Origin of the sequence: Scardovia inopinata JCM 12537, assembly GCF_001042695.1 — a bacterium.
In the GTDB taxonomy this organism is placed as follows: domain Bacteria; phylum Actinomycetota; class Actinomycetes; order Actinomycetales; family Bifidobacteriaceae; genus Scardovia; species Scardovia inopinata.
This window is the reverse complement of sequence record NZ_AP012334.1, coordinates 154,888-172,766: the sequence shown is the minus strand read 5'-3', so window position 1 is coordinate 172,766 and position 17,879 is coordinate 154,888. Positions and strand designations below refer to the sequence as shown.

The following is a 17,879-nucleotide window of genomic DNA, read 5'->3' as shown; positions in this document are numbered from 1 at the left end:
TTTTACTTATCTGCTCCTGCTGCCTGATCATCAGTAGCAGAGTCATGAGCCTTATCTGTTGTCTTTCCATCAGCTGCCTGACGGCCGGATTCTTTATTGTCGGCAGATTCCTGAGAATCTTTCTTTTTACTCAGATCCACAGCAAGACGGGATACCTTAGCAACATATTCCTGCCGCTCTTGATCACTCATGGCAGCCAGCCGTACCCGCAGAAGGCGATCCTGGGCATCAGAAATAGCATCTGTTGCCTTGTCTTTTGCTTTGCGGGACAGCTCCGTATTCAGATTTTTCCCCTGCTCTACCGTAATTTCACCTTTTTTCACCAGAGCATCAATAATTTCCTTACTCTTGTCCACTCCCGTAGCCGCTAGGCCGACTCCCGCTAAGAAAATATCACGGGCACCCTGAGCGAGGGAATCAAGATTCACGTCTGCCATAATTGCCTCCTTCGGCTATCATCTTAGGCTTTTTTCCTGCGGGTTTACTCCCCCGCAGACGTATACACGATTCTAGTCCTATAAGTAGAGGACCGGACCAGAAAAGAAGAATTTCGCTTTGTGAGACAAGGACATCGTGGGCATGTTGCATATACAACATAAGTGTTACAGTTATCATTGTACACATCACGACTAGGGAAGGAACCATGTCATTGCCCCCCACAGGCATGCCGGAATACAAGGCATATCCGCCGACTGCCGTTGAGACAAAAACAACCAGTTTTGTCTTTGCGGTTCATGTGCTGAACCATGTCCTTAACCGGACCTTGGATAAAGCAACAGGAGAGGTGTCCGGGGTCAATGCCCGCATCATCCTGTTCATTGCCCATAACAATGAACACGGCTTGGAAACGTACCAGTCAGATATAAAAAGCAAGTTCTCCATCACTCGCTCAACCTGTAGCAGGGTCATCACCCTCATGGAGGAAAAAGGTCTCCTGACCAGGGACAGCGAAACGAGAGACGGGCGCAGCAATGCTCTTCATCTGACAAAAAAATCACAGGCTTTTGTAGCCCATTTCACTGAGGTCGCTCAGGAAATTGAGGATCAGATGATGAAGGGAATTGATGACGGCACCAGCTCTCTGGCAGCGCAAACTATGCAAAAGATGCTTGACAACCTCAAGGAAATAGACAAGAAGAATTAAAAGAGTACACACAAGACAGAGGTGAATTCATGGCAGTCAGCCAGTATGATCCTGCACAAACAGCCCTTGATGAGGCTGAAAAAGCAGATTCAGCAGCCGGCAGCGACGTTCAAGGGCACATGCTCTCACAGAAGCAGCAAGCTGAATACAACGACATTACCCAAACTGAGGAACGGCTGGAAGAGGAAGAGGAACACCGTTATGGTAGCGACGAAGGCGGCTCGCTGAAAGATTTTAAGGTGGTTTTCAGCAGTATTCGGGACTACAAAAAGTACAGTTGGGCAACCCCTCTCCTGGTGGCAGGAGAAGTAGCCATGGAACTGCTCATCCCTACTCTCATGGCCGTTTTGATAGACCGTGGCATTCAGGGAAAAAATATGGGCGAAGTATGGAAATGGGGCTCCTTACTGATAGTTGTAGCCTTGATTTCTCTGACCTTTGGAGTCGGAGCAGGCCGTACCGCAGCCGTGGCATCTTCAGGCCTGGCGAAGAATTTACGTCACGATCTTTTTACCAAGGTGCAGAGTTTCTCCTTCACCAACATCGACCATTTCTCTACCGGCAGCCTGGTCACCAGATTGACTACCGATGTGACCAATGTTCAGAACGCTTACCAAATGTTGATCAGGATAGCCTTCCGAGCTCCTCTGATGATTATTTTTGCCTGGATTTTCGCCTTCCGCATCAGCCACAGCATCTCCTTTATCTTTCTGGTAGTCGCTCCTCTTCTTGGCTTTATACTGATAGCCATTGGACTCACTGTCCACCCCATATTTGTTAAGGTTTTTCACACATATGACAGGCTGAACAGCGATGTGGAAGAAAATCTGTTGGGGGTCAGGGTAGTGAAGTCCTTCACCCGCGAAAACTATGAAGAGACTAAGTTTAAGAGCGTTTCTCAGCGTATCTACAATTATTTTGTTAAAGCTGAGCTGAAACTTGCCTGGAACATGCCGGTCATGCAGCTAGCGATTTACGGGACCGTTCTTCTGCTCAGCTGGATGGCAGCCCACCAGATTGTGGCTTCGGGAAATAATGAAGCACTAGGTTTAACAACCGGAGACCTGACCAGTTTGTTTACCTATACTCTTCAAATCCTGATGGCGCTGATGATGCTGTCTATGATCTTCATCATGGTGGTAATATCTCGTGCTTCAGCCGGCCGTATTGCTGCTGTTCTTAAGGAAGAAAGCACTGTTACCAACCCTGAGAATCCGGTACCTGCTGTAGCAGATGGTTCTATCAGCTTCAACCATGTCACCTTCCGCTATAACAAGGAATCAGAAAAACCTGTTCTTTCCGATATTAACCTGACCATTCCTTCCGGGTCTACACTGGGAATTGTGGGAGGAACAGGTTCATCCAAGTCTTCCCTGGTCCAGCTTATCCCCCGTTTGTACGACTCTTCGGAAGGAAATGTACAGGTAGGCGGAGTAGATGTCAAAGGCTATTCGCTCGATACCCTGAGGAAGGAAGTCGCCATGGTCCTGCAGAAAAATATTCTTTTCAGCGGAACCATTAAAGAAAACCTCAAGTGGGGCAACCCTCAAGCAAGCGATGAAGAGGTCATCCACGCAGCCAAACTGGCTCAAGCCGATGAGTTTATTCAAGGATTCCCCGACAAATACGACACCTATCTGGAACAGGGAGGAAGCAATGTTTCCGGCGGCCAGAAGCAACGCCTGTGCATAGCCCGGGCCCTGCTGAAGAAGCCTAAGATTCTCATTCTTGATGATTCCACTTCAGCTGTGGACACTAAAACAGATGCCCTGATCCGCAAGGCTTTTGCTACAGAAATTCCCGATACCACCATCATTATCATTGCTCAGCGCCTGTCTTCCGTTGAAAATGCAGACAAAATCATCATGATGGAGGGTGGATCCATAGCCGCTCAGGGGTCTCACGAAGAGCTTATGCGCACATCAGACGAATACCGCAGCATCTACAAATCTCAAAATCAGTCCGGGGTGATTGATGATGGAGAATAAAACACATACAAAGACTAATCAAGAAAAGAACGAGAAAAACATGTCAGCTCCTCAAACAAAAGAATTAGGGGAAAAAGCCCCGGGAAGAGGGCGAGTCAAAGTCCGGAAAGGGACTCTGAGCCGTCTTCTCAAGTACGTCTTTGCTTATAACTGGCAAATAATAATGGTGATTGTCTGCATAATCATCAGTGCGGCAGCCAATGCTGCCATGGGTTTGTTCCTCCAGAAACTGATTGATTCTTACATCCTGCCGCTGATTGGCAAAGATCACCCCAACTTCATGCCCCTGGTCCAGGGACTGTCAGTAATGGCTGCCATTTTCCTGGTGGGCGCTTTTTGTACCCTCTTCTATAACCGGATCCTGGTTAAGGTTGAGCAGGGAGTTCTCAAAACTATTCGCGATGATATGTTTACCCATCAGCAGACATTGCCCATCAAATATTTTGACACTCACCTTCACGGTGATGTCATGAGCTTCTACACCAACGATACGGATGCTCTGCGCCAGGCTATTTCCCAGAGCCTGCCCCAAATGTTTTCCTCAATCATGAGCGTAGCAGCTGCCTTTGTTGCCATGTTGATTATCAGCGTTCCCCTCACCGCTTTCGTCGTTCTCTTTGCCCTCCTCCTCCTGGTTGTTATTCGCCAGCTCGCTGTTGCCAGCGGAAAATTCTTCGTCAAACAGCAGCAGGAACTGGGTGATGTTAATGGATTCATTGAGGAAGCAATTAATGGGCAGAAGGTCATCAAGGTCTTTACCCATGAAGAAGCTACTCAAAAAACCTTTGATCAGAAAAATTCAACCCTGTATGATGCCTCATCCCAGGCCAATTACTTTGGCAATATCACTATGCCTGTGGTGGGTAACATGGGGTATCTCCTTTATGTTCTAGTAGCTATTGTGGGAGCAGGGGCAGCCCTGAGCAATTTCCATAATTTCAGTTTGACCGGGTCCTCAGCCCTGACTATTGGAGGAATTGTTTCTTTCCTCACCCTGTCCCGGAGCTTCATCAACCCCATCGGGCAGATTTCCAACCAGTTCTCCTTTGTCCTCATGGCCCTGGCAGGAGCCTCACGAATCTTCGATTTTCTGGATGAAAAGCCTGAGTCCAACTCTGGTGAGGTCACCCTCATCAAAGCTCATGTTGCAGAGGATGGAACTATCACCCAGGCTGCTCACCACACTGATAAGTGGGCCTGGAGAGTTCCTGCGGGAGTCCGTGTCAATAAAGATGTGGCAAATGTTACCGTAGCTGCCAACAAGTCTAGCCGTATCGATGAAGCTCGGGCCAGCTCCATAGCAGCCCTGGCCGGAGGGTCTTCCAGGAAAGAAGCCTCTGCCTACACGTTGCTGCGGGGAGATATTCGCTTTAATGATGTCAGATTCTCCTATGAGCCTGGTCACGAGGTCCTTCATGATATTTCCCTCTACGCCAAACCTGGTCAAAAGGTTGCCCTGGTTGGGGCGACAGGAGCAGGGAAAACAACCATCACTAATCTCATCAATCGTTTCTACGATATTGACAGCGGGTCTATTCTCTATGACGGGATCAATATTAAAGATATCAATAAGCGTGATCTGCGCCAATCTCTGGGGATTGTCCTTCAGGACGTCAATCTTTTTACTGGAACCGTTATAGACAACATTCGGTACGGAAAGCTGGATGCCACCGATGATGAGTGCATTTCTGCGGCTAAACTGGCCAATGCAGATAGCTTTATACGCATGCTCCCTCATGGTTATAATACCGTTCTCCAGGGGGATGGAAGCGGACTGTCTCAAGGGCAGAGACAGCTGATTTCCATTGCTCGTGCAGCGGTTGCCGATCCTCCGGTTATGATTCTGGACGAAGCCACCAGCTCGATTGATACCCGAACTGAACAGATTGTGCAGGCAGGCATGGATGCCCTCATGGAAGGACGGACCGTATTCGTCATTGCCCACCGCCTATCTACCGTTCGTAATTCAGATGTCATTATGGTGATGGATCACGGCAGGATTATTGAACGTGGAACACACGACCAGCTCTTGGAAGAAAAGGGCGAGTACTACCAGCTGTATACCGGTGCCTTTGAGCTGGAGTAAAGGCAGAAGAACGATGGCCGCCGGCCAGCAGCCTAGAAAGAACCTAGTTTTGCCAGCCAGCGGCCATATGCTCAGCGGCCTTATGCACACTTCTCGCCAGGAGATGCTTATGTCAGGAAGTGCTTGTGCTAAGAGATGCCTACTGCCGGCCAGCAATCAGCCGGATAATATTTTCTGTAGTCCTAGACACATTCGTCTTCGCACAGACAAGTGCTTCCTGAAGGGTGCATGCCCCGGGGAGGATTCCAAAAATGGCATCGATCCCCAGGCCATACAACTGGTCGATCCCTTCTCCTACAGAACCAGCAATAGCCACTACCATACAGTCGGGCGAGACCTCTTTTACCGCCTGGGCTGTTCCCATGGGAGTCTTTCCATATTGAGTCTGATAATCAATACCGCCCTCGCCAGTGATGCAGATATCGGCCCCAACTGCCTTATCTTTTAATCGTGTCGCCTCAACAACAATTGCGACTCCTGGCTGCATAACCGCATCAGTAAAAGCCAGGAAACCAGCTCCCAATCCACCGGCAGCTCCAGCCCCAGGAACTGTCTGAACATCCCTGCCCAACTGATCATGAATAATCTGCGCATAATGGCTTAATGCGCGGTCCAGTTGTTCCACCATGTGAGGAGTCGCCCCTTTTTGAGGTCCAAAAACAGCTGAAGCTCCCCGAACCCCGGTCAGAGGGTTGGTCACATCACTGGCCAGTCGAATACGAACATCCTTGAGACGGGGGTCAATACCGGAACAGTCCACCGAAGCTAAATCAGCCAAAGCCGCACCGCCAAAAGGAAGCTCCCTGCCGGCTGCATCCAAGAGGTGGACCCCCAGAGCTTGAGCCATTCCAGCACCACCATCATTGGTCGCCGACCCACCCAGACCTACAATAATTTCTGTGACTCCCCTGTCCAGGGCATCTGTAATCAGTTGGCCAGTCCCGTAGGTCGTGGTAATCAGTGGATTCTTGGTTTCAGAATTTACAAACTGAATACCGCTGGCAGCCGCCATCTCAATCACAGCGCTGGTCCCATCCCCCAGAATGCCATAAGCTGCTTCCGCTTCAACACCCAAGGGATTGGTGACAGGGGCAGTAATAATCTGGCCCCCGGTAGCATCAACCAGGGATTGCACCGTCCCCTCTCCCCCATCTGCCATAGGAACTTTGATAATCTCAGCGTCGGGAAGGGCTTTGCGTACCCCCTCCTCCATAGCATCAGCAGCTTCCTGAGCTGTCATACTCCCCTTAAAAGAATCAGGGGCAATAATGATTTTCATAATAGGTCCTTTATTGTTACTTCATTTACAGCGCATCGTACTTTCTCTGAAAAACAAGCCTTCCAGAGTGATCCTTCTAGATTTTTCAGAAGACGATATACATCAGTGTGGCCACAATAGTCATTGTCAGACCTACCAAGGCTTCAAAAGGAACTACAGACATACGTTCCTTCAAATCCATATTCATCGCATTGCCGGTCACATGGAAGTAGTTGCCCTGGGGAAGCCCATCAATGACAGTCGCTCCGGCCTGCATGGTAATAGCAGCAGCCAGGCGGCTAGTGCCAAAGGAGAGGATAGACCCGCCAAAAGCTTGACTTCCCAGAATGACACCAGTAGAAGTGGAAGCCGTGGCAGCGGCCATGAGAATACCAGCAATGGGGGCAAGCAGGGTACCGGGAACGCCCATGTGGTTGATCAGCCAGACAATCTGCTGGGGGAGGTTGGAATTGGTAATGAGGGCACCAATAGCACCGGCACCAATAAGAATCAGAACTACATCAACCATCCGGCCAAGGCCTGCTTTGGTATAAGCAAGAACGTGCTTGGCCTGACCCATGGCTACCATACCCACCAAGGCCGCAAAGGGAAGAATGTACATGGCATCCACCTGGAATTTTTCCAGCAGAGAGATGTGCAGCAGTGAGCCAACAGGGTTAATCAACAGAAGAACAACGGCAACAATAGGAGCAACCAGGGAGGTACCAATCGAGGGCAGTTTTTCGGCAGAATCGGAAGACTGCGAGCTACCTGCCTGAGAAGTTCCACCTTTGCCGGTTTTCTCCTGAAGATCCGACATCTGCACAATTGTTCCCCTCTTCTTCATCAGGGTTGCCAGAAAAACAGCCATTATTAGGCCGCAGAGGGCAGGCAGCAGGCTCCCTACCATGACTTGAGAAGGCTGAATAGTTACTGATTTTGAGCTGAATCCGGATGCAGCTGCAATGGTGTTAGGGTTGGGAGAGATGATATTCCCAGCTTTACCGCCGCCTGACAGAGCTATCAAAAGAGCCAGCTTGGAAATTCCCAACCGGGAACCGACTTCGATGGCTATGGGAGCCACAATCAAAACAGCTACAGGGATAAAAACACCCACAGCACAAATAATCATGGTTGCGAAAGCCAGGGAAAAAATAGCCAGCTTCTCCCCAAATTTGGAAACAATGGTTCGGGCAATCTGCGTAGCTGCCCCGGATTCCATCATGACACCGGCCAGGACTCCGGCAGCCAGGACGCGAATGATAGTTCCCATCACGCTCTGACCACCCTGGACAACAATGGTGACGGTTCCCGTGAAGCCAGCCCCGCCAATCAAGCAGCCTATTACCGTTCCCAACAGAAGGGAATAGGTGGGATTAAGTTTCATCAAAATGAGGACAATGGCTAGAGCCAGACCTATCAGGGCGGCCCACCAGGCTAAAGTAATGGTCATAGTACATGTACCCTTTCCGCCGAAACATCTTCGAATCGGCACTAGGCGAAAAATCAAGGAAAAGAACGGAAAGAAGAAAATCATTTACAGATTCCTCTGTCTTTTCCTTACAATTATTCCCTTTGCTCTCCTATTATGACTCATGTGGCATGGATCACACAATGTTCCTGAGAACGATAATCTATACCTGGCTCTAGTAAAAATTGTTATGTATACTATTTTTTATGGAAATTGATGCCAGAATAGCCCAGACTATAGTAGAGAATATCAAGGATGCCGTCAGCCACAACATCAACTTTTTCAATACAAACGGGATTTGCATTGCCAGCACTGACCCTTCACGGGTAGGAAGCAAACATGAGGCTGCCCTTCTTGCTGCCAAGGAGAACCGGGCAATAGCGGTTGACGACAATCACCAGTACCGGGGCGCGAGGAATGGGATCAATGTACCTGTCATCTTCAACCAGGAAGTCGTTGCTGTTATTGGTATCACTGGGAAAAGGCAGGAGGTGGAACCGTTTGGGACCGTTCTCAAAAAGATGACTGAAATCCTGGTGATGGAAAATTATGAGCGCCTGGCCAGATACGATCGCCGTCTGCTTATGGCAAGCCTGACAACAGCCATTGTGCAGTCGCCTCCCGATAAGGCTCTAATCACCTATTTGGCCGGTAATCTGAATGTGGATGTGCAGCAAGACTACATCTGCATCCTAGGCCTATGTAGCACGACCGGTTCCAGAAGCCTGCAGGATCAGGCCTTTCAGGCCATTGACCTCTGCTTGTCTCAGGATTTTCCCCATCTGCACAAACAGTATTTTTTTACCTTAGCCGCCCAGGAGTTTGACCTTTTCCTTCAATACCGAGAGGAGGACACGAGCAGCGGTGCGGAGGAGCTTGCTTCAGCCTTGGCAAACCGCCTGAAGCAGGCCCTTCTTCCGGGCGACTCGAGGCCGGTGATTGGCATCAGCCAGCCCTTTTGCGGGCTTGATAACTTCCCTATAGCTTACCGCCAAGCAGAGGATGCAGCACGGTGGGCGCAGTTCAAAGGGCAGGGAAACAGGCTCTGGTATGATCAACTGGATCTGGGCCTGGTAGCTTCCCACCTATCCAGGCGGGAGGCGGATCGTCTGATTAGCCGGGTACTGGGGAATCTCATGCCTGACCGCATTAAGGCAGCCCAGCGCCTGTTTTCAGAATATACTAAAAACAATGGGAGCATTATTCATACTGCGGACAGTCTCTTTCTGCATAAAAATACAGTTCAGAATCAGCTAAACCGTCTAGCCAGATTGACCGGCTATAATCCCCGGAATCTCAACGATTATGCAGTTCTCTATCTGGCTTTCACTCTTCTCCAGTTTAGGGATTCCCAGGGCATAGAGACAGACATATCTGGTCCCAGCAGTATATGAAGTCAATAAGATATGATGGCAATAGATTAACTTTAAGGAGGAATCATGACCGACCCGGCCCCCGACGGACATCAGACCGATTCTGGACAGGAAGACAGCCACCGCCCTTCTGCCCAGCGAACTGTTTTCAGCCTGCCCACGTGGATGTATTATTTTTTCTGGGCTTTCCTCTGGCTTCTGGGCTTTGGCATTCTGGCTTTTTCCACCGATAATTATGGGCACCCGGCAAGTTGGGGATATGTTTTATGCATTATCTGCATTTCCCTGTCGGTTATTTTTTCCATCATTATTGGCTATGGGGTCAGTCAGTCACACAGATTCCGTGACGATCCCCGCCTGGCTCATCATATTATTCATGGATCGAGAATTTGGGCCCTAACCTGGGCAGTGGCCTTCCTTTTCTGCGAGCTCGCATTCAATACAGTAGCAGCCCAGTACAATTTCAACAGCTATGGAACCGGCATAATGAACTGCCTGCTCATCAGCGCCTTAGTGGGAATAATGTATTTGAGCGGAAGCGCTATTTTTGCCGATACCCCCATGTTTATTGTCGGGCTAGTCCTTCTGGTGGAAACCTTAATCATCCCCGCATTCCGAGTGCCCAGGGGGTATTGGATTACAGCTGTGATCAGTGGAGCGGCTCTTCTTATTGCAGGCATTGTGGACTACCTGACTCAAACGAAGACCGGCCACAGGGCAAAAGCTGACTATAAAGGCACCGTTCCTGACTCACAGACCAAGACCCCGTCATCAAAGAAAAAACACCGCTCTTGGGCCGGCTTCTTTAAGAAAAAATCCAAAGGCCAGTCCCCACAATCCCCACAAGATCAGGATTCTGCTCCTTCTCAGCCTGATACGTCGGTCACCACGTCATCTACCTCAGTTCCAAAGTCATCTTCGGCCTCTACCAGATCTACCAGCCGACCGACTTCCCGTACCAGCAACTGGGATTAGAATCGGGGCTAGGGCGAGGAATTAGCTGGGTTAGCGGGGCCGGGCCATGGCTGATTTCCTTGCCTTCTGAGCAAGATTATTCAGTCTTTCCAACTCTTCAGCCTGAGCCTGATCTCCCGATGGCTTGAAAGATCCATATCGATTAATGGCTGCCTGCCGAATGAGGAAATCGGCAACCCGTGGGTTCTTAGGAAGGAGGGATCCATGCAGATAAGTACCAATCACGTTCTTATACCGGGCCCCCTCGGTGCCATCCTCACCATTATTGCCCATGCCTTGTGAATCTACCCGGCCCCAAGCCAGGGAAGGATCATCCAGAATAGTCTGACCCGAATGGTTTTCGTAACCAATAACATCACCAAAATCCTGGGTATGCTCGGTAATATTGCCAATCATACGGACTTTCTGGCCCACAGTGTGAACACCCAGAATACCAATACCCTGAATTCTCTTGCCGTCAGCAGTATCAAAATAATGCCCAAAAAGCTGGTAGAGTCCGCAGATAACCAACATGGGGACCGCCCGGTCGGCCAGGGAATGCAAGGTCTGGTTGATGGAAAACAAGTCCTCTCCCACCCGGATCTGGCCATGATCCTGACCGCCTCCCCCCACTACCAGATCGCATTCCCCTGGCCAGGGATCGCCAACGTTATACATATGGATCTGAGGTTTGTATCCATAAAGGCTGGAGCGCAGCTGGAGAACCTTTAGATTGCCAAAATCCCCATAAATATTCATATCCTTGGGATAAAGGCAGACAATATCCAATGCCTTCCGTTCCTCTGTCATTATCGTCATCCTTTACAGTGATAAGTATTCTCTCGTATAAAGAGTATGTATGCATAATGCACTCTGACTGCCAGCCAGACACGTTCCAGGTCTACAAACGCATCTAGAGGCCAACATCTTCAACCTCAGTTAGAGAAGATAGGGTTTGACGAACCGTAAGCATAGCAGTATAAGTGCAGTAAATATGATGAGGCTTGCCCGGATCCAGACTGACAAATTGTTTTACTGCCTGGCTGATGCCGCTATTAACCTTACCCACAGGAACCTGATCGTAGGCAAGGCGCAGGGCCATGTCGTCCGCACGGATTCCGGAAACCAGGGAGACTCCGTCAGCTTGAAGACTGGAGAAATCTACATCCCAGAGCCAGCTCATATCGCGGCCATCGGCGTATTCATCGTTGATGGCAATCATAGTATCAGCACCCTGGCTGGGGAAGGACTTCAGGGCCAGCCGGAATCCCATAGGATTCTTGACCAGGATCATCTGAACAGGAGTATCTCCCACCATCACGCTTTCCCCCCGGCCAAAGGCTGGAGTAACCTCGGCCAAAGCATTAAGCATATCATCTGTCTGCGTGTGCCTTCCCCGGGCAGCATCCACATCTTTCATGACAGACCGAACCAGGCTGAGGGCAGCGGCACCATTAAAGAGGTTGTAGACTCCTTCCAGCCGGAGACTGCGGGAATAAGAAGAGCCGTCAATCTCATAGTCTGCCCGGTGCCCGTCCACTGCAGTCAGGACTACATCAGCCACCAGTCCATGAGCTTCGGGATGATTGCTATCTTCATCGTGCATGGCATCATCACTGGGGAAAAAGGAAAGAAGGGAATCAGCCAAACCAAAGTAGCGAATTTCCGTCCCCTGGGGAGCAACTAAGGCAAGCCTGGAAATTCTAGGATCTTCCCGGTTGAGGACCAGGACTTTTTCTGTTGCTCTGACAGCCTGGGAAAGCAGACGGGCAGTGGTATCAATCTCACCAAACCTGTCTAACTGATCCCGCATGACATTCAGGAGTAAAGTATACCGAGGCTTCACCTGGTGCACAAAATGAACGGCGTAGGCCTCATCCAGCTCCAAAACTGCAATATCTGCATCCAGGCGGCCGCGGAAATCTACCTTATCGATCAGGGCGGAGACCACTCCCCGGGTAAAATTCGAACCAGTGGGATTGGTGAATACTGTGAGCCCCAGGCTTCCCAGGAGAGAAGCCACTATCCTGGTGGTCGTGGTCTTTCCGTTTGTTCCCGATACCAGCACAACTCCACAAGGCAGCTGGGCCAGAGTATCGGGCAAAAAACGATGGTCGATAGTCTCTACCACTTTGCCAGGGAAAGCAGTGCCCCCACCCCTGATACGGGCCAAGGCCCGAGCGGCTTTCCCCAGGGCAACCGTTAAAACTCGTGAAGCCATGATACTCCTATACTCCTTGCTGATAATCCTTGGGCATATCATTGAACTTGGAATTGGCCCCTAGGAAGGCCAGATGGAAGGTATCTGTCGGACCGTTGCGGTGCTTGGCCATAATGATATCGGCTTCCCCCGGCCTGTCTTCCTTGTTATAAAAATCAGGCCTGTGAACCAGAAAAACTACGTCAGCATCCTGCTCGATTGAGCCGGATTCGCGCAGATCAGCCAGCTGGGGGATTTTATCCTGCCTCATTTCTGATCCACGGTTGAGCTGAGACAGAGCCACCACAGGGACAGCCAGCTCCTTGGCCAACAGTTTCAAAGCACGGGAAAACTCGGAAACTTCCTGCTGGCGGGATTCAACTTTTTTCCCTGAACTCATCAGCTGCAGGTAATCGATGACCACCAACTTCAAATTTTCGGTCTGCTTGAGCCGGCGGCATTTCGCCCTGATTTCCATCAGAGACATATTGGGAGAATCATCAATGAAGAGGGGAGCATCATGCAGTTTGTCAAAGGCATTGTTCAAGGTCCCCCACCGTTCAGGAGTGATTTCATCTGGCTTGCGCAGGGCGCTGAGAGGAATATTGGTTTCAGCAGAGAGAATACGCTGAGCCAGCTCATTGGAATTCATTTCTAAAGAAAAGATCACCGTGGTCAGTCCCTGATGGAGGGCAGCTGACCGGGCAAAATCTACTCCCAAGGTGGATTTGCCCATAGCCGGACGACCAGCAACCACAATCATCTGCCCAGGTTGCAGGCCCTGAGTAAGGTCATCAATATCTTTGAAACCAGTCTTGACTCCCTGAGGAAGATTCCCCTGCTGAATGTCATCCAGCTGTTTCAGGGTTTCATCAGCCACATCGCCAAAAGATCGGTAATCCTGGCGGACATTGCCAGCCCCCAACTCGTAAGCCTGAGCTTGAGCCATGTTGACAATATCTTCTGCCTGGGAACCGTCAGCCGAATACCCCAGCTGGGTAATTTTTGTCCCAGTTTGAATAACTTCCCTCAGTATGGCCTGCTCATGAATAATTGTTGCATAAAAAGTGGCATTGGCAGCCGTTGGCACCGATTCTACCAAATGATGCACATACTCAGATCCGCCTACTTTTTCGATTTGCCCGTTCCGGGTCAATTCGTTGACTGTCATAATAACATCGGTAGGCTGGGACGAACCATAAAGACTGATAATCGTATCAAAAATGGTCTGATTTTTAGGCTCATAGAAGTCTTCAGAAGTAATCAGCTCAGAAACTTCCCCAACAGCTTCCTTGCTCAGCAGCATTCCGCCCAGAACGGCCATTTCTGCATCAGAATCGTGAGGAGGCACGCGGTCAAAAAGGGACTGATTGCTTCCCACCCCCTCGGCTCCCGGTGCCGGCGATGGGGTCTTATAGGCAGCATAATTTGGGTAATTAGGATTCTGAGGCATACCTTGATTGTAATAGGCAGACAGTAAGAAAGAGGACAAAAAGAAGAATTCCTCTTCCCCATTCCCGAGTCAAGCCTGTGGAAACATACATGGATAATATTTTTTCTTATTCACATTTCAAGGCTAAGCTCGTGCATAATTTTCAGAGTTTTCCACATTTCGTGGATAAGTAGGTGGAAAACCTGTGTACAGAGCAGAAAAAAATAAGAACGACCCGAGAAAGAGAAAAATTCTGTCCATACGTTTTGCAATGCGAAGAAAAGAAAATAGTAAAGTTGCCCTTTAGCCTGAGAGTAGGCTGGATATCTGTATTCCTATTCATCTATTCATTTTTTCTTCCATCATGTGGACAGCTTCGGTAAATGCAGAGCCGTATAATGGAGGGTGTTCACCCACTCGGGGGCTTTGGGCCTGGAACGGCTGGCACCAATAATCGGGCAAGAGGTCCGTGAAGCTGGCAGACAGGCAACCCCACGAATCAGCGAAGGGAGCACCATAGCGATGAACATAGATAATAAAGAAAATGCAGAGAATGCAGACAGCAATGACGGCCAGGAAAAGACGGACGATACTCGCACTTTCGTAGCCATCAGTGCCAAACAGGTCGCTGAAGAAACTGCTTTGCCCCAGCCTCTCCAGGAAGATATGGACCTGGTCCTTAACATGTTGCGGGAAATTCTGAAGGAATATAACCCTAACATTCTACAAAAATTCGATTCCCTGCGCGAAGACGTGATTGTTGCCAGCGAAGAACAGCTGCACGTCAATGATACCGATTCCCAGGAACTCAGCCAGCTGCACACCGCTGCCCAGCGGGGTCTGCAGGAAGCGGTCAAGATGATCGACGATACCCCTATTGATGATGCTCAGGCCCTGGCACGAGCCTTTACCACCTACTTCCACCTAGCCAACCTCTGCGAAGAGAATTACCGGGTATCTGTTCTCACAAACCGCGAGAATGCGGCGGATTCTACAGCTCCGGTAGATCAAATGAATGCCCTGTCAGTAGCGTACAAACAGCTGCTGGATGAAGTCGGTCCTGCAGGAGCACAGGAGCTCCTAAACAAACTGGAGTTTCACCCGGTTTTCACCGCCCATCCTACCGAAGCTCGTCGCAAGGCAGTAGAAGGCAAAATCCGCAGAATATCCGATCTATTGGCTGGCCGCCGTCAGACGGGCGGCCCCCTGCGCCAGGAAACAGACCGCAAACTTTATAATGAGATAGATTCCCTCTACCGCACCTCCCCTATAGCTGTCAAGAAGCCGACCCCTGTGGAGGAAGCTGACACCATCCTGGATATTTTTGATAACACTCTTTTTCAGATGATTCCCCGGGTCTACCGCCGATTCGACAACTGGATCCTAGGAAAGAAATCAGGAACCGTTCCCCCGGCATGCCCAGCTTTTTTCCACCCTGGCAGCTGGATTGGCTCTGACCGAGATGGAAATCCTAATGTTACCGCCAGAGTCAGCAGGAAAGTAGCCAGAAAATTCTATGATCATATGCTGACCACCCTGGCAGAAACTACTCACACAGTTGGCCGGAACCTCACCTTAGGATCAAAAACTACACCCCCTAATGAGAGTCTCAGAGCCCTGTGGAGCAGACAGAAAGAATTGAGCGAAAAACTCACCTCTCATGCAGAAATTATTTCCGACAAAGAACCTCACCGAGCCTGTCTTTTTGTTATAGCCGACCGCCTGAAAGCTACCAGAGAACGCAATGCCGATCTCATGTATGCCAACGCAAACGAATTTCTTCAGGACCTGAAAACTGTCCAGACCTCTCTGGCCCAGGCTGGTGCTGTCCGCAGTGCTTACGGTCCTCTTCAGGATCTGATCTGGCAGGTGGAGACCTTTGGATTCCACATGGTAGAAATGGAATTCCGCCAGCATTCCCTGGTCCATGCCCGCGCCCTGGACGATATCCGAGAGCATGGCCTCCATGGGGAAAGAGGCAGTTTAAACCCCATGACTCAGGAAGTCCTCAGTACCTTCAGAGCCGTTGGAGCTATTCAAAAACACAACGGCCGCAAGGCTGCCGGCCGATATATTATTTCTTTTTGCAAGAGCGCTCAGCATGTAAAAGATGTTTATGAGCTCAACCGCCTGGCCTTCTCTAACCCCGCCGATGCCCCTGTCCTCGACGTCATTCCCCTCTTTGAACAACTGGAAGATTTGGAAAATTCTGTTGACGTCCTGGAGGAGATAATTAAGATTCCCGAAGTCAAGGCCCGCCTAAAGGAAACTGGGAATCATATGGAGGTCATGCTGGGGTATTCTGATTCCTCTAAGGATGCAGGCCCTACCTCAGCTACCTTGGCGCTGCATCGGGCTCAGGGACGAATTGCCCAATGGGCTCAAGATCATGACATTGTTCTTACTCTCTTCCACGGCCGTGGCGGGGCTGTAGGAAGAGGTGGCGGCCCAGCCAACAGGGCAGTTCTCGCACAGCCTGCAGGTTCAGTGAACTGTCGCTTCAAGGTTACCGAACAGGGAGAGATCATCTTTGCCCGCTACGGCAACCCTATCCTGGCTGCACGCCATGTGGAGGCTATAGCTTCTGCCACCCTTCTCCAGTCGGCTCCCAGTATGGAAAAAATCAACACTCAAATGACCCAGAAGTATTCTTCCATGGCAGACACTCTGGATGAGACTTCCCGTCAGAAATATGTTGACCTGCTGAATACCGAAGATTTCACTCCCTGGTTCTCCATCGTTACCCCTCTGACAGAAATCGGACTCCTGCCTATAGGCTCTCGTCCGGCCAAGAGAGGGCTGGGAGCTAAGTCTCTAGATGATCTGCGCACCATCCCCTGGGTCTTTTCCTGGGCTCAAGCACGGATTAATTTGGCTGCCTGGTATGGTCTGGGGACGGCATGCGAAAAATTCGGAGATTTGGCACAGCTCCAGGCTGCCTACAAAGAATGGCCCCTCTTCACGACCTTCATTGACAACATAGAAATGTCTCTCGCTAAAACAGATGAACGGATTGCCCTCATGTATTTGGACCTGGGCGATAGGGAGGATCTGAAAAAGCTGGTTCTCGATGAAATGCGCCTGACCCGAAGCTGGGTTCTCAGAATCGTTGGCGATCAGTGGCCTCTGGAGCATAGGCACATTCTCGGCCAGGCTATCCGAATCCGCTCCCCTTATGTGGACGCCCTATCCCTGACTCAGGTACGAGCTCTGCGCAAAATCCGCTGGCTCAATGATACATCGGAACTGAGCACCTCTCAGACGGCTGATTATATTTATTTGATTTTATGCACCGTCTCCGGGGTAGCTGCCGGCCTGCAGAATACGGGCTGAGCTTCCCTCTTCTGCATGCTGCTCCTTACCGCATAATCCTACAGCATGCTCCCACTCCCACTATATGTTCCTTATCTTACTGCCTACTCCTGGCTGAGCGGACAGTAAGATAAGGGTATGAAAATAGTTATTCAAAAAGTCACTTCCGCTCAGGTCAGATTATCTCAGGACGTCCCAGCCCAAGACAATCCTCGCACTCCGGAATCTGCTGTTGCTTCTTCAGACAGCAGAAGGATCAGTCTGGGCTTTGTTCTACTGGTTGCTGTTGCAGATTCGGATGGAAGGGCAGAAGCAGCTTGGGCAGCAAAGAAAATCGCCCACCTGAGAGTTTTTGAAGATAATCACGGAAAGATGAATCTCAGTATCCTCGACGTTGTTGGCCAGATTCTTTCTATTTCACAGTTTACCCTTTTTGCCGATATAAGTCGGGGAAACCGTCCCAGTTTTGTTAAAGCTGGTCATAAAGAACATGCTGAAAAAATGTGGCAGGAAGTGAATCAGATCTTGCAGTCAGACTACCACATACCCGTAAAAACTGGATGGTTTGGGGCTCATATGGAGGTGGATCTGGTCAATGATGGGCCGGTGACTATTCTTCTGGATACCGAGCAGGATATGCCCCACTAAGATAGGCCCAACC

13 protein-coding genes are annotated in these 17,879 nt (G+C 50.0%); 7 read left to right on the top strand and 6 right to left on the bottom strand.

Going from position 1 to position 17,879, the window contains the following annotated elements:
* Positions 1-2: 2 nt before the first annotated feature.
* Positions 3-437: a hypothetical protein gene (locus tag SCIP_RS00645; protein WP_006292562.1), complete on the bottom strand. Its 435-nt coding sequence runs from the start codon at positions 435-437 to the stop codon at positions 3-5.
* Positions 438-643: 206 nt separating this feature from the next.
* On the opposite strand from SCIP_RS00645, the gene SCIP_RS00640 reads away from it, so the two are divergent.
* From SCIP_RS00640 to SCIP_RS00630, 3 genes are read left to right on the top strand one after another with little or no spacing between them, the layout of a single operon-like run.
* Positions 644-1,144 (top strand): MarR family winged helix-turn-helix transcriptional regulator, encoded by a 501-nt coding sequence (locus SCIP_RS00640; RefSeq protein WP_006292561.1) that lies wholly within the window; start codon positions 644-646, stop codon positions 1,142-1,144.
* 29 nt (positions 1,145-1,173) lie between these two features.
* On the top strand, positions 1,174-3,132 hold the full coding sequence (locus SCIP_RS00635; protein WP_006292560.1) for an ABC transporter ATP-binding protein: 1,959 nt from the start codon (positions 1,174-1,176) through the stop codon (positions 3,130-3,132).
* A 40-nt stretch (positions 3,133-3,172) separates the two neighbouring features.
* Entirely contained in the window at positions 3,173-5,218 is a 2,046-nt protein-coding gene (locus SCIP_RS00630; protein WP_171821046.1) for an ABC transporter ATP-binding protein, read from the top strand.
* A gap of 139 nt (positions 5,219-5,357) precedes the next feature.
* Here the strand turns inward: SCIP_RS00630 and SCIP_RS00625 are convergent, their stop codons facing one another.
* The gene (locus SCIP_RS00625) at positions 5,358-6,497 is read right to left on the bottom strand and encodes a glycerate kinase (RefSeq protein WP_006292558.1); all 1,140 of its coding nucleotides are present in this window, start codon (positions 6,495-6,497) and stop codon (positions 5,358-5,360) included.
* An 85-nt stretch (positions 6,498-6,582) separates the two neighbouring features.
* Positions 6,583-7,929 (bottom strand): GntP family permease, encoded by a 1,347-nt coding sequence (locus SCIP_RS00620; protein ID WP_006292557.1) that lies wholly within the window; start codon positions 7,927-7,929, stop codon positions 6,583-6,585.
* Between the two features lie 224 nt (positions 7,930-8,153).
* On the opposite strand from SCIP_RS00620, the gene SCIP_RS00615 reads away from it, so the two are divergent.
* Together SCIP_RS00615 and SCIP_RS00610 are read left to right on the top strand one after the other, a co-directional pair.
* Positions 8,154-9,341, top strand: a complete 1,188-nt coding sequence (locus SCIP_RS00615) for a CdaR family transcriptional regulator (RefSeq protein ID WP_048349243.1) — start codon at positions 8,154-8,156, stop codon at positions 9,339-9,341.
* 45 nt (positions 9,342-9,386) lie between these two features.
* Positions 9,387-10,295: a hypothetical protein gene (locus SCIP_RS00610; protein ID WP_006292555.1), complete on the top strand. Its 909-nt coding sequence runs from the start codon at positions 9,387-9,389 to the stop codon at positions 10,293-10,295.
* 30 nt (positions 10,296-10,325) lie between these two features.
* On the opposite strand, the gene SCIP_RS00605 is transcribed toward SCIP_RS00610, so the two are convergent.
* The 3 genes from SCIP_RS00605 to dnaB form a co-directional block, all read right to left on the bottom strand.
* Complete coding sequence (locus SCIP_RS00605) at positions 10,326-11,084, bottom strand: type 1 glutamine amidotransferase (RefSeq protein ID WP_006292554.1); 759 nt, start codon at positions 11,082-11,084, stop codon at positions 10,326-10,328.
* A 103-nt stretch (positions 11,085-11,187) separates the two neighbouring features.
* Entirely contained in the window at positions 11,188-12,495 is a 1,308-nt protein-coding gene (locus tag SCIP_RS00600) for a Mur ligase family protein (RefSeq protein ID WP_040590396.1), read from the bottom strand.
* Between the two features lie 7 nt (positions 12,496-12,502).
* Positions 12,503-13,927, bottom strand: coding sequence for a replicative DNA helicase (gene dnaB, locus SCIP_RS00595; protein ID WP_006292552.1), 1,425 nt, complete (start codon positions 13,925-13,927; stop codon positions 12,503-12,505).
* 501 nt (positions 13,928-14,428) lie between these two features.
* On the opposite strand from dnaB, the gene SCIP_RS00590 reads away from it, so the two are divergent.
* Together SCIP_RS00590 and dtd are read left to right on the top strand one after the other, a co-directional pair.
* A complete protein-coding gene (locus tag SCIP_RS00590) occupies positions 14,429-17,239 on the top strand; it encodes a phosphoenolpyruvate carboxylase (protein WP_006292551.1) in 2,811 nt (936 codons plus the stop codon).
* 117 nt (positions 17,240-17,356) lie between these two features.
* Positions 17,357-17,866: a D-aminoacyl-tRNA deacylase gene (dtd, locus tag SCIP_RS00585; protein ID WP_006292550.1), complete on the top strand. Its 510-nt coding sequence runs from the start codon at positions 17,357-17,359 to the stop codon at positions 17,864-17,866.
* The last annotated feature ends 13 nt before the right edge of the window (positions 17,867-17,879 follow it).

Excerpts from the sequence above, each read along its gene's own strand:
- SCIP_RS00645 (WP_006292562.1), bottom strand. The coding sequence starts at position 437 with ATGGCAGACGTGAATCTTGATTCCCTCGCTCAGGGTGCCCGTGATATT.
- SCIP_RS00640 (WP_006292561.1), top strand. The coding sequence starts at position 644 with ATGTCATTGCCCCCCACAGGCATGCCGGAATACAAGGCATATCCGCCG.
- SCIP_RS00635 (WP_006292560.1), top strand. The coding sequence starts at position 1,174 with ATGGCAGTCAGCCAGTATGATCCTGCACAAACAGCCCTTGATGAGGCT.
- SCIP_RS00630 (WP_171821046.1), top strand. The coding sequence starts at position 3,173 with ATGTCAGCTCCTCAAACAAAAGAATTAGGGGAAAAAGCCCCGGGAAGA.
- SCIP_RS00625 (WP_006292558.1), bottom strand. The coding sequence starts at position 6,497 with ATGAAAATCATTATTGCCCCTGATTCTTTTAAGGGGAGTATGACAGCT.
- SCIP_RS00620 (WP_006292557.1), bottom strand. The coding sequence starts at position 7,929 with ATGACCATTACTTTAGCCTGGTGGGCCGCCCTGATAGGTCTGGCTCTA.
- SCIP_RS00615 (WP_048349243.1), top strand. The coding sequence starts at position 8,154 with ATGGAAATTGATGCCAGAATAGCCCAGACTATAGTAGAGAATATCAAG.
- SCIP_RS00610 (WP_006292555.1), top strand. The coding sequence starts at position 9,387 with ATGACCGACCCGGCCCCCGACGGACATCAGACCGATTCTGGACAGGAA.
- SCIP_RS00605 (WP_006292554.1), bottom strand. The coding sequence starts at position 11,084 with ATGACAGAGGAACGGAAGGCATTGGATATTGTCTGCCTTTATCCCAAG.
- SCIP_RS00600 (WP_040590396.1), bottom strand. The coding sequence starts at position 12,495 with ATGGCTTCACGAGTTTTAACGGTTGCCCTGGGGAAAGCCGCTCGGGCC.
- dnaB (WP_006292552.1), bottom strand. The coding sequence starts at position 13,927 with ATGCCTCAGAATCCTAATTACCCAAATTATGCTGCCTATAAGACCCCA.
- SCIP_RS00590 (WP_006292551.1), top strand. The coding sequence starts at position 14,429 with ATGAACATAGATAATAAAGAAAATGCAGAGAATGCAGACAGCAATGAC.
- dtd (WP_006292550.1), top strand. The coding sequence starts at position 17,357 with ATGAAAATAGTTATTCAAAAAGTCACTTCCGCTCAGGTCAGATTATCT.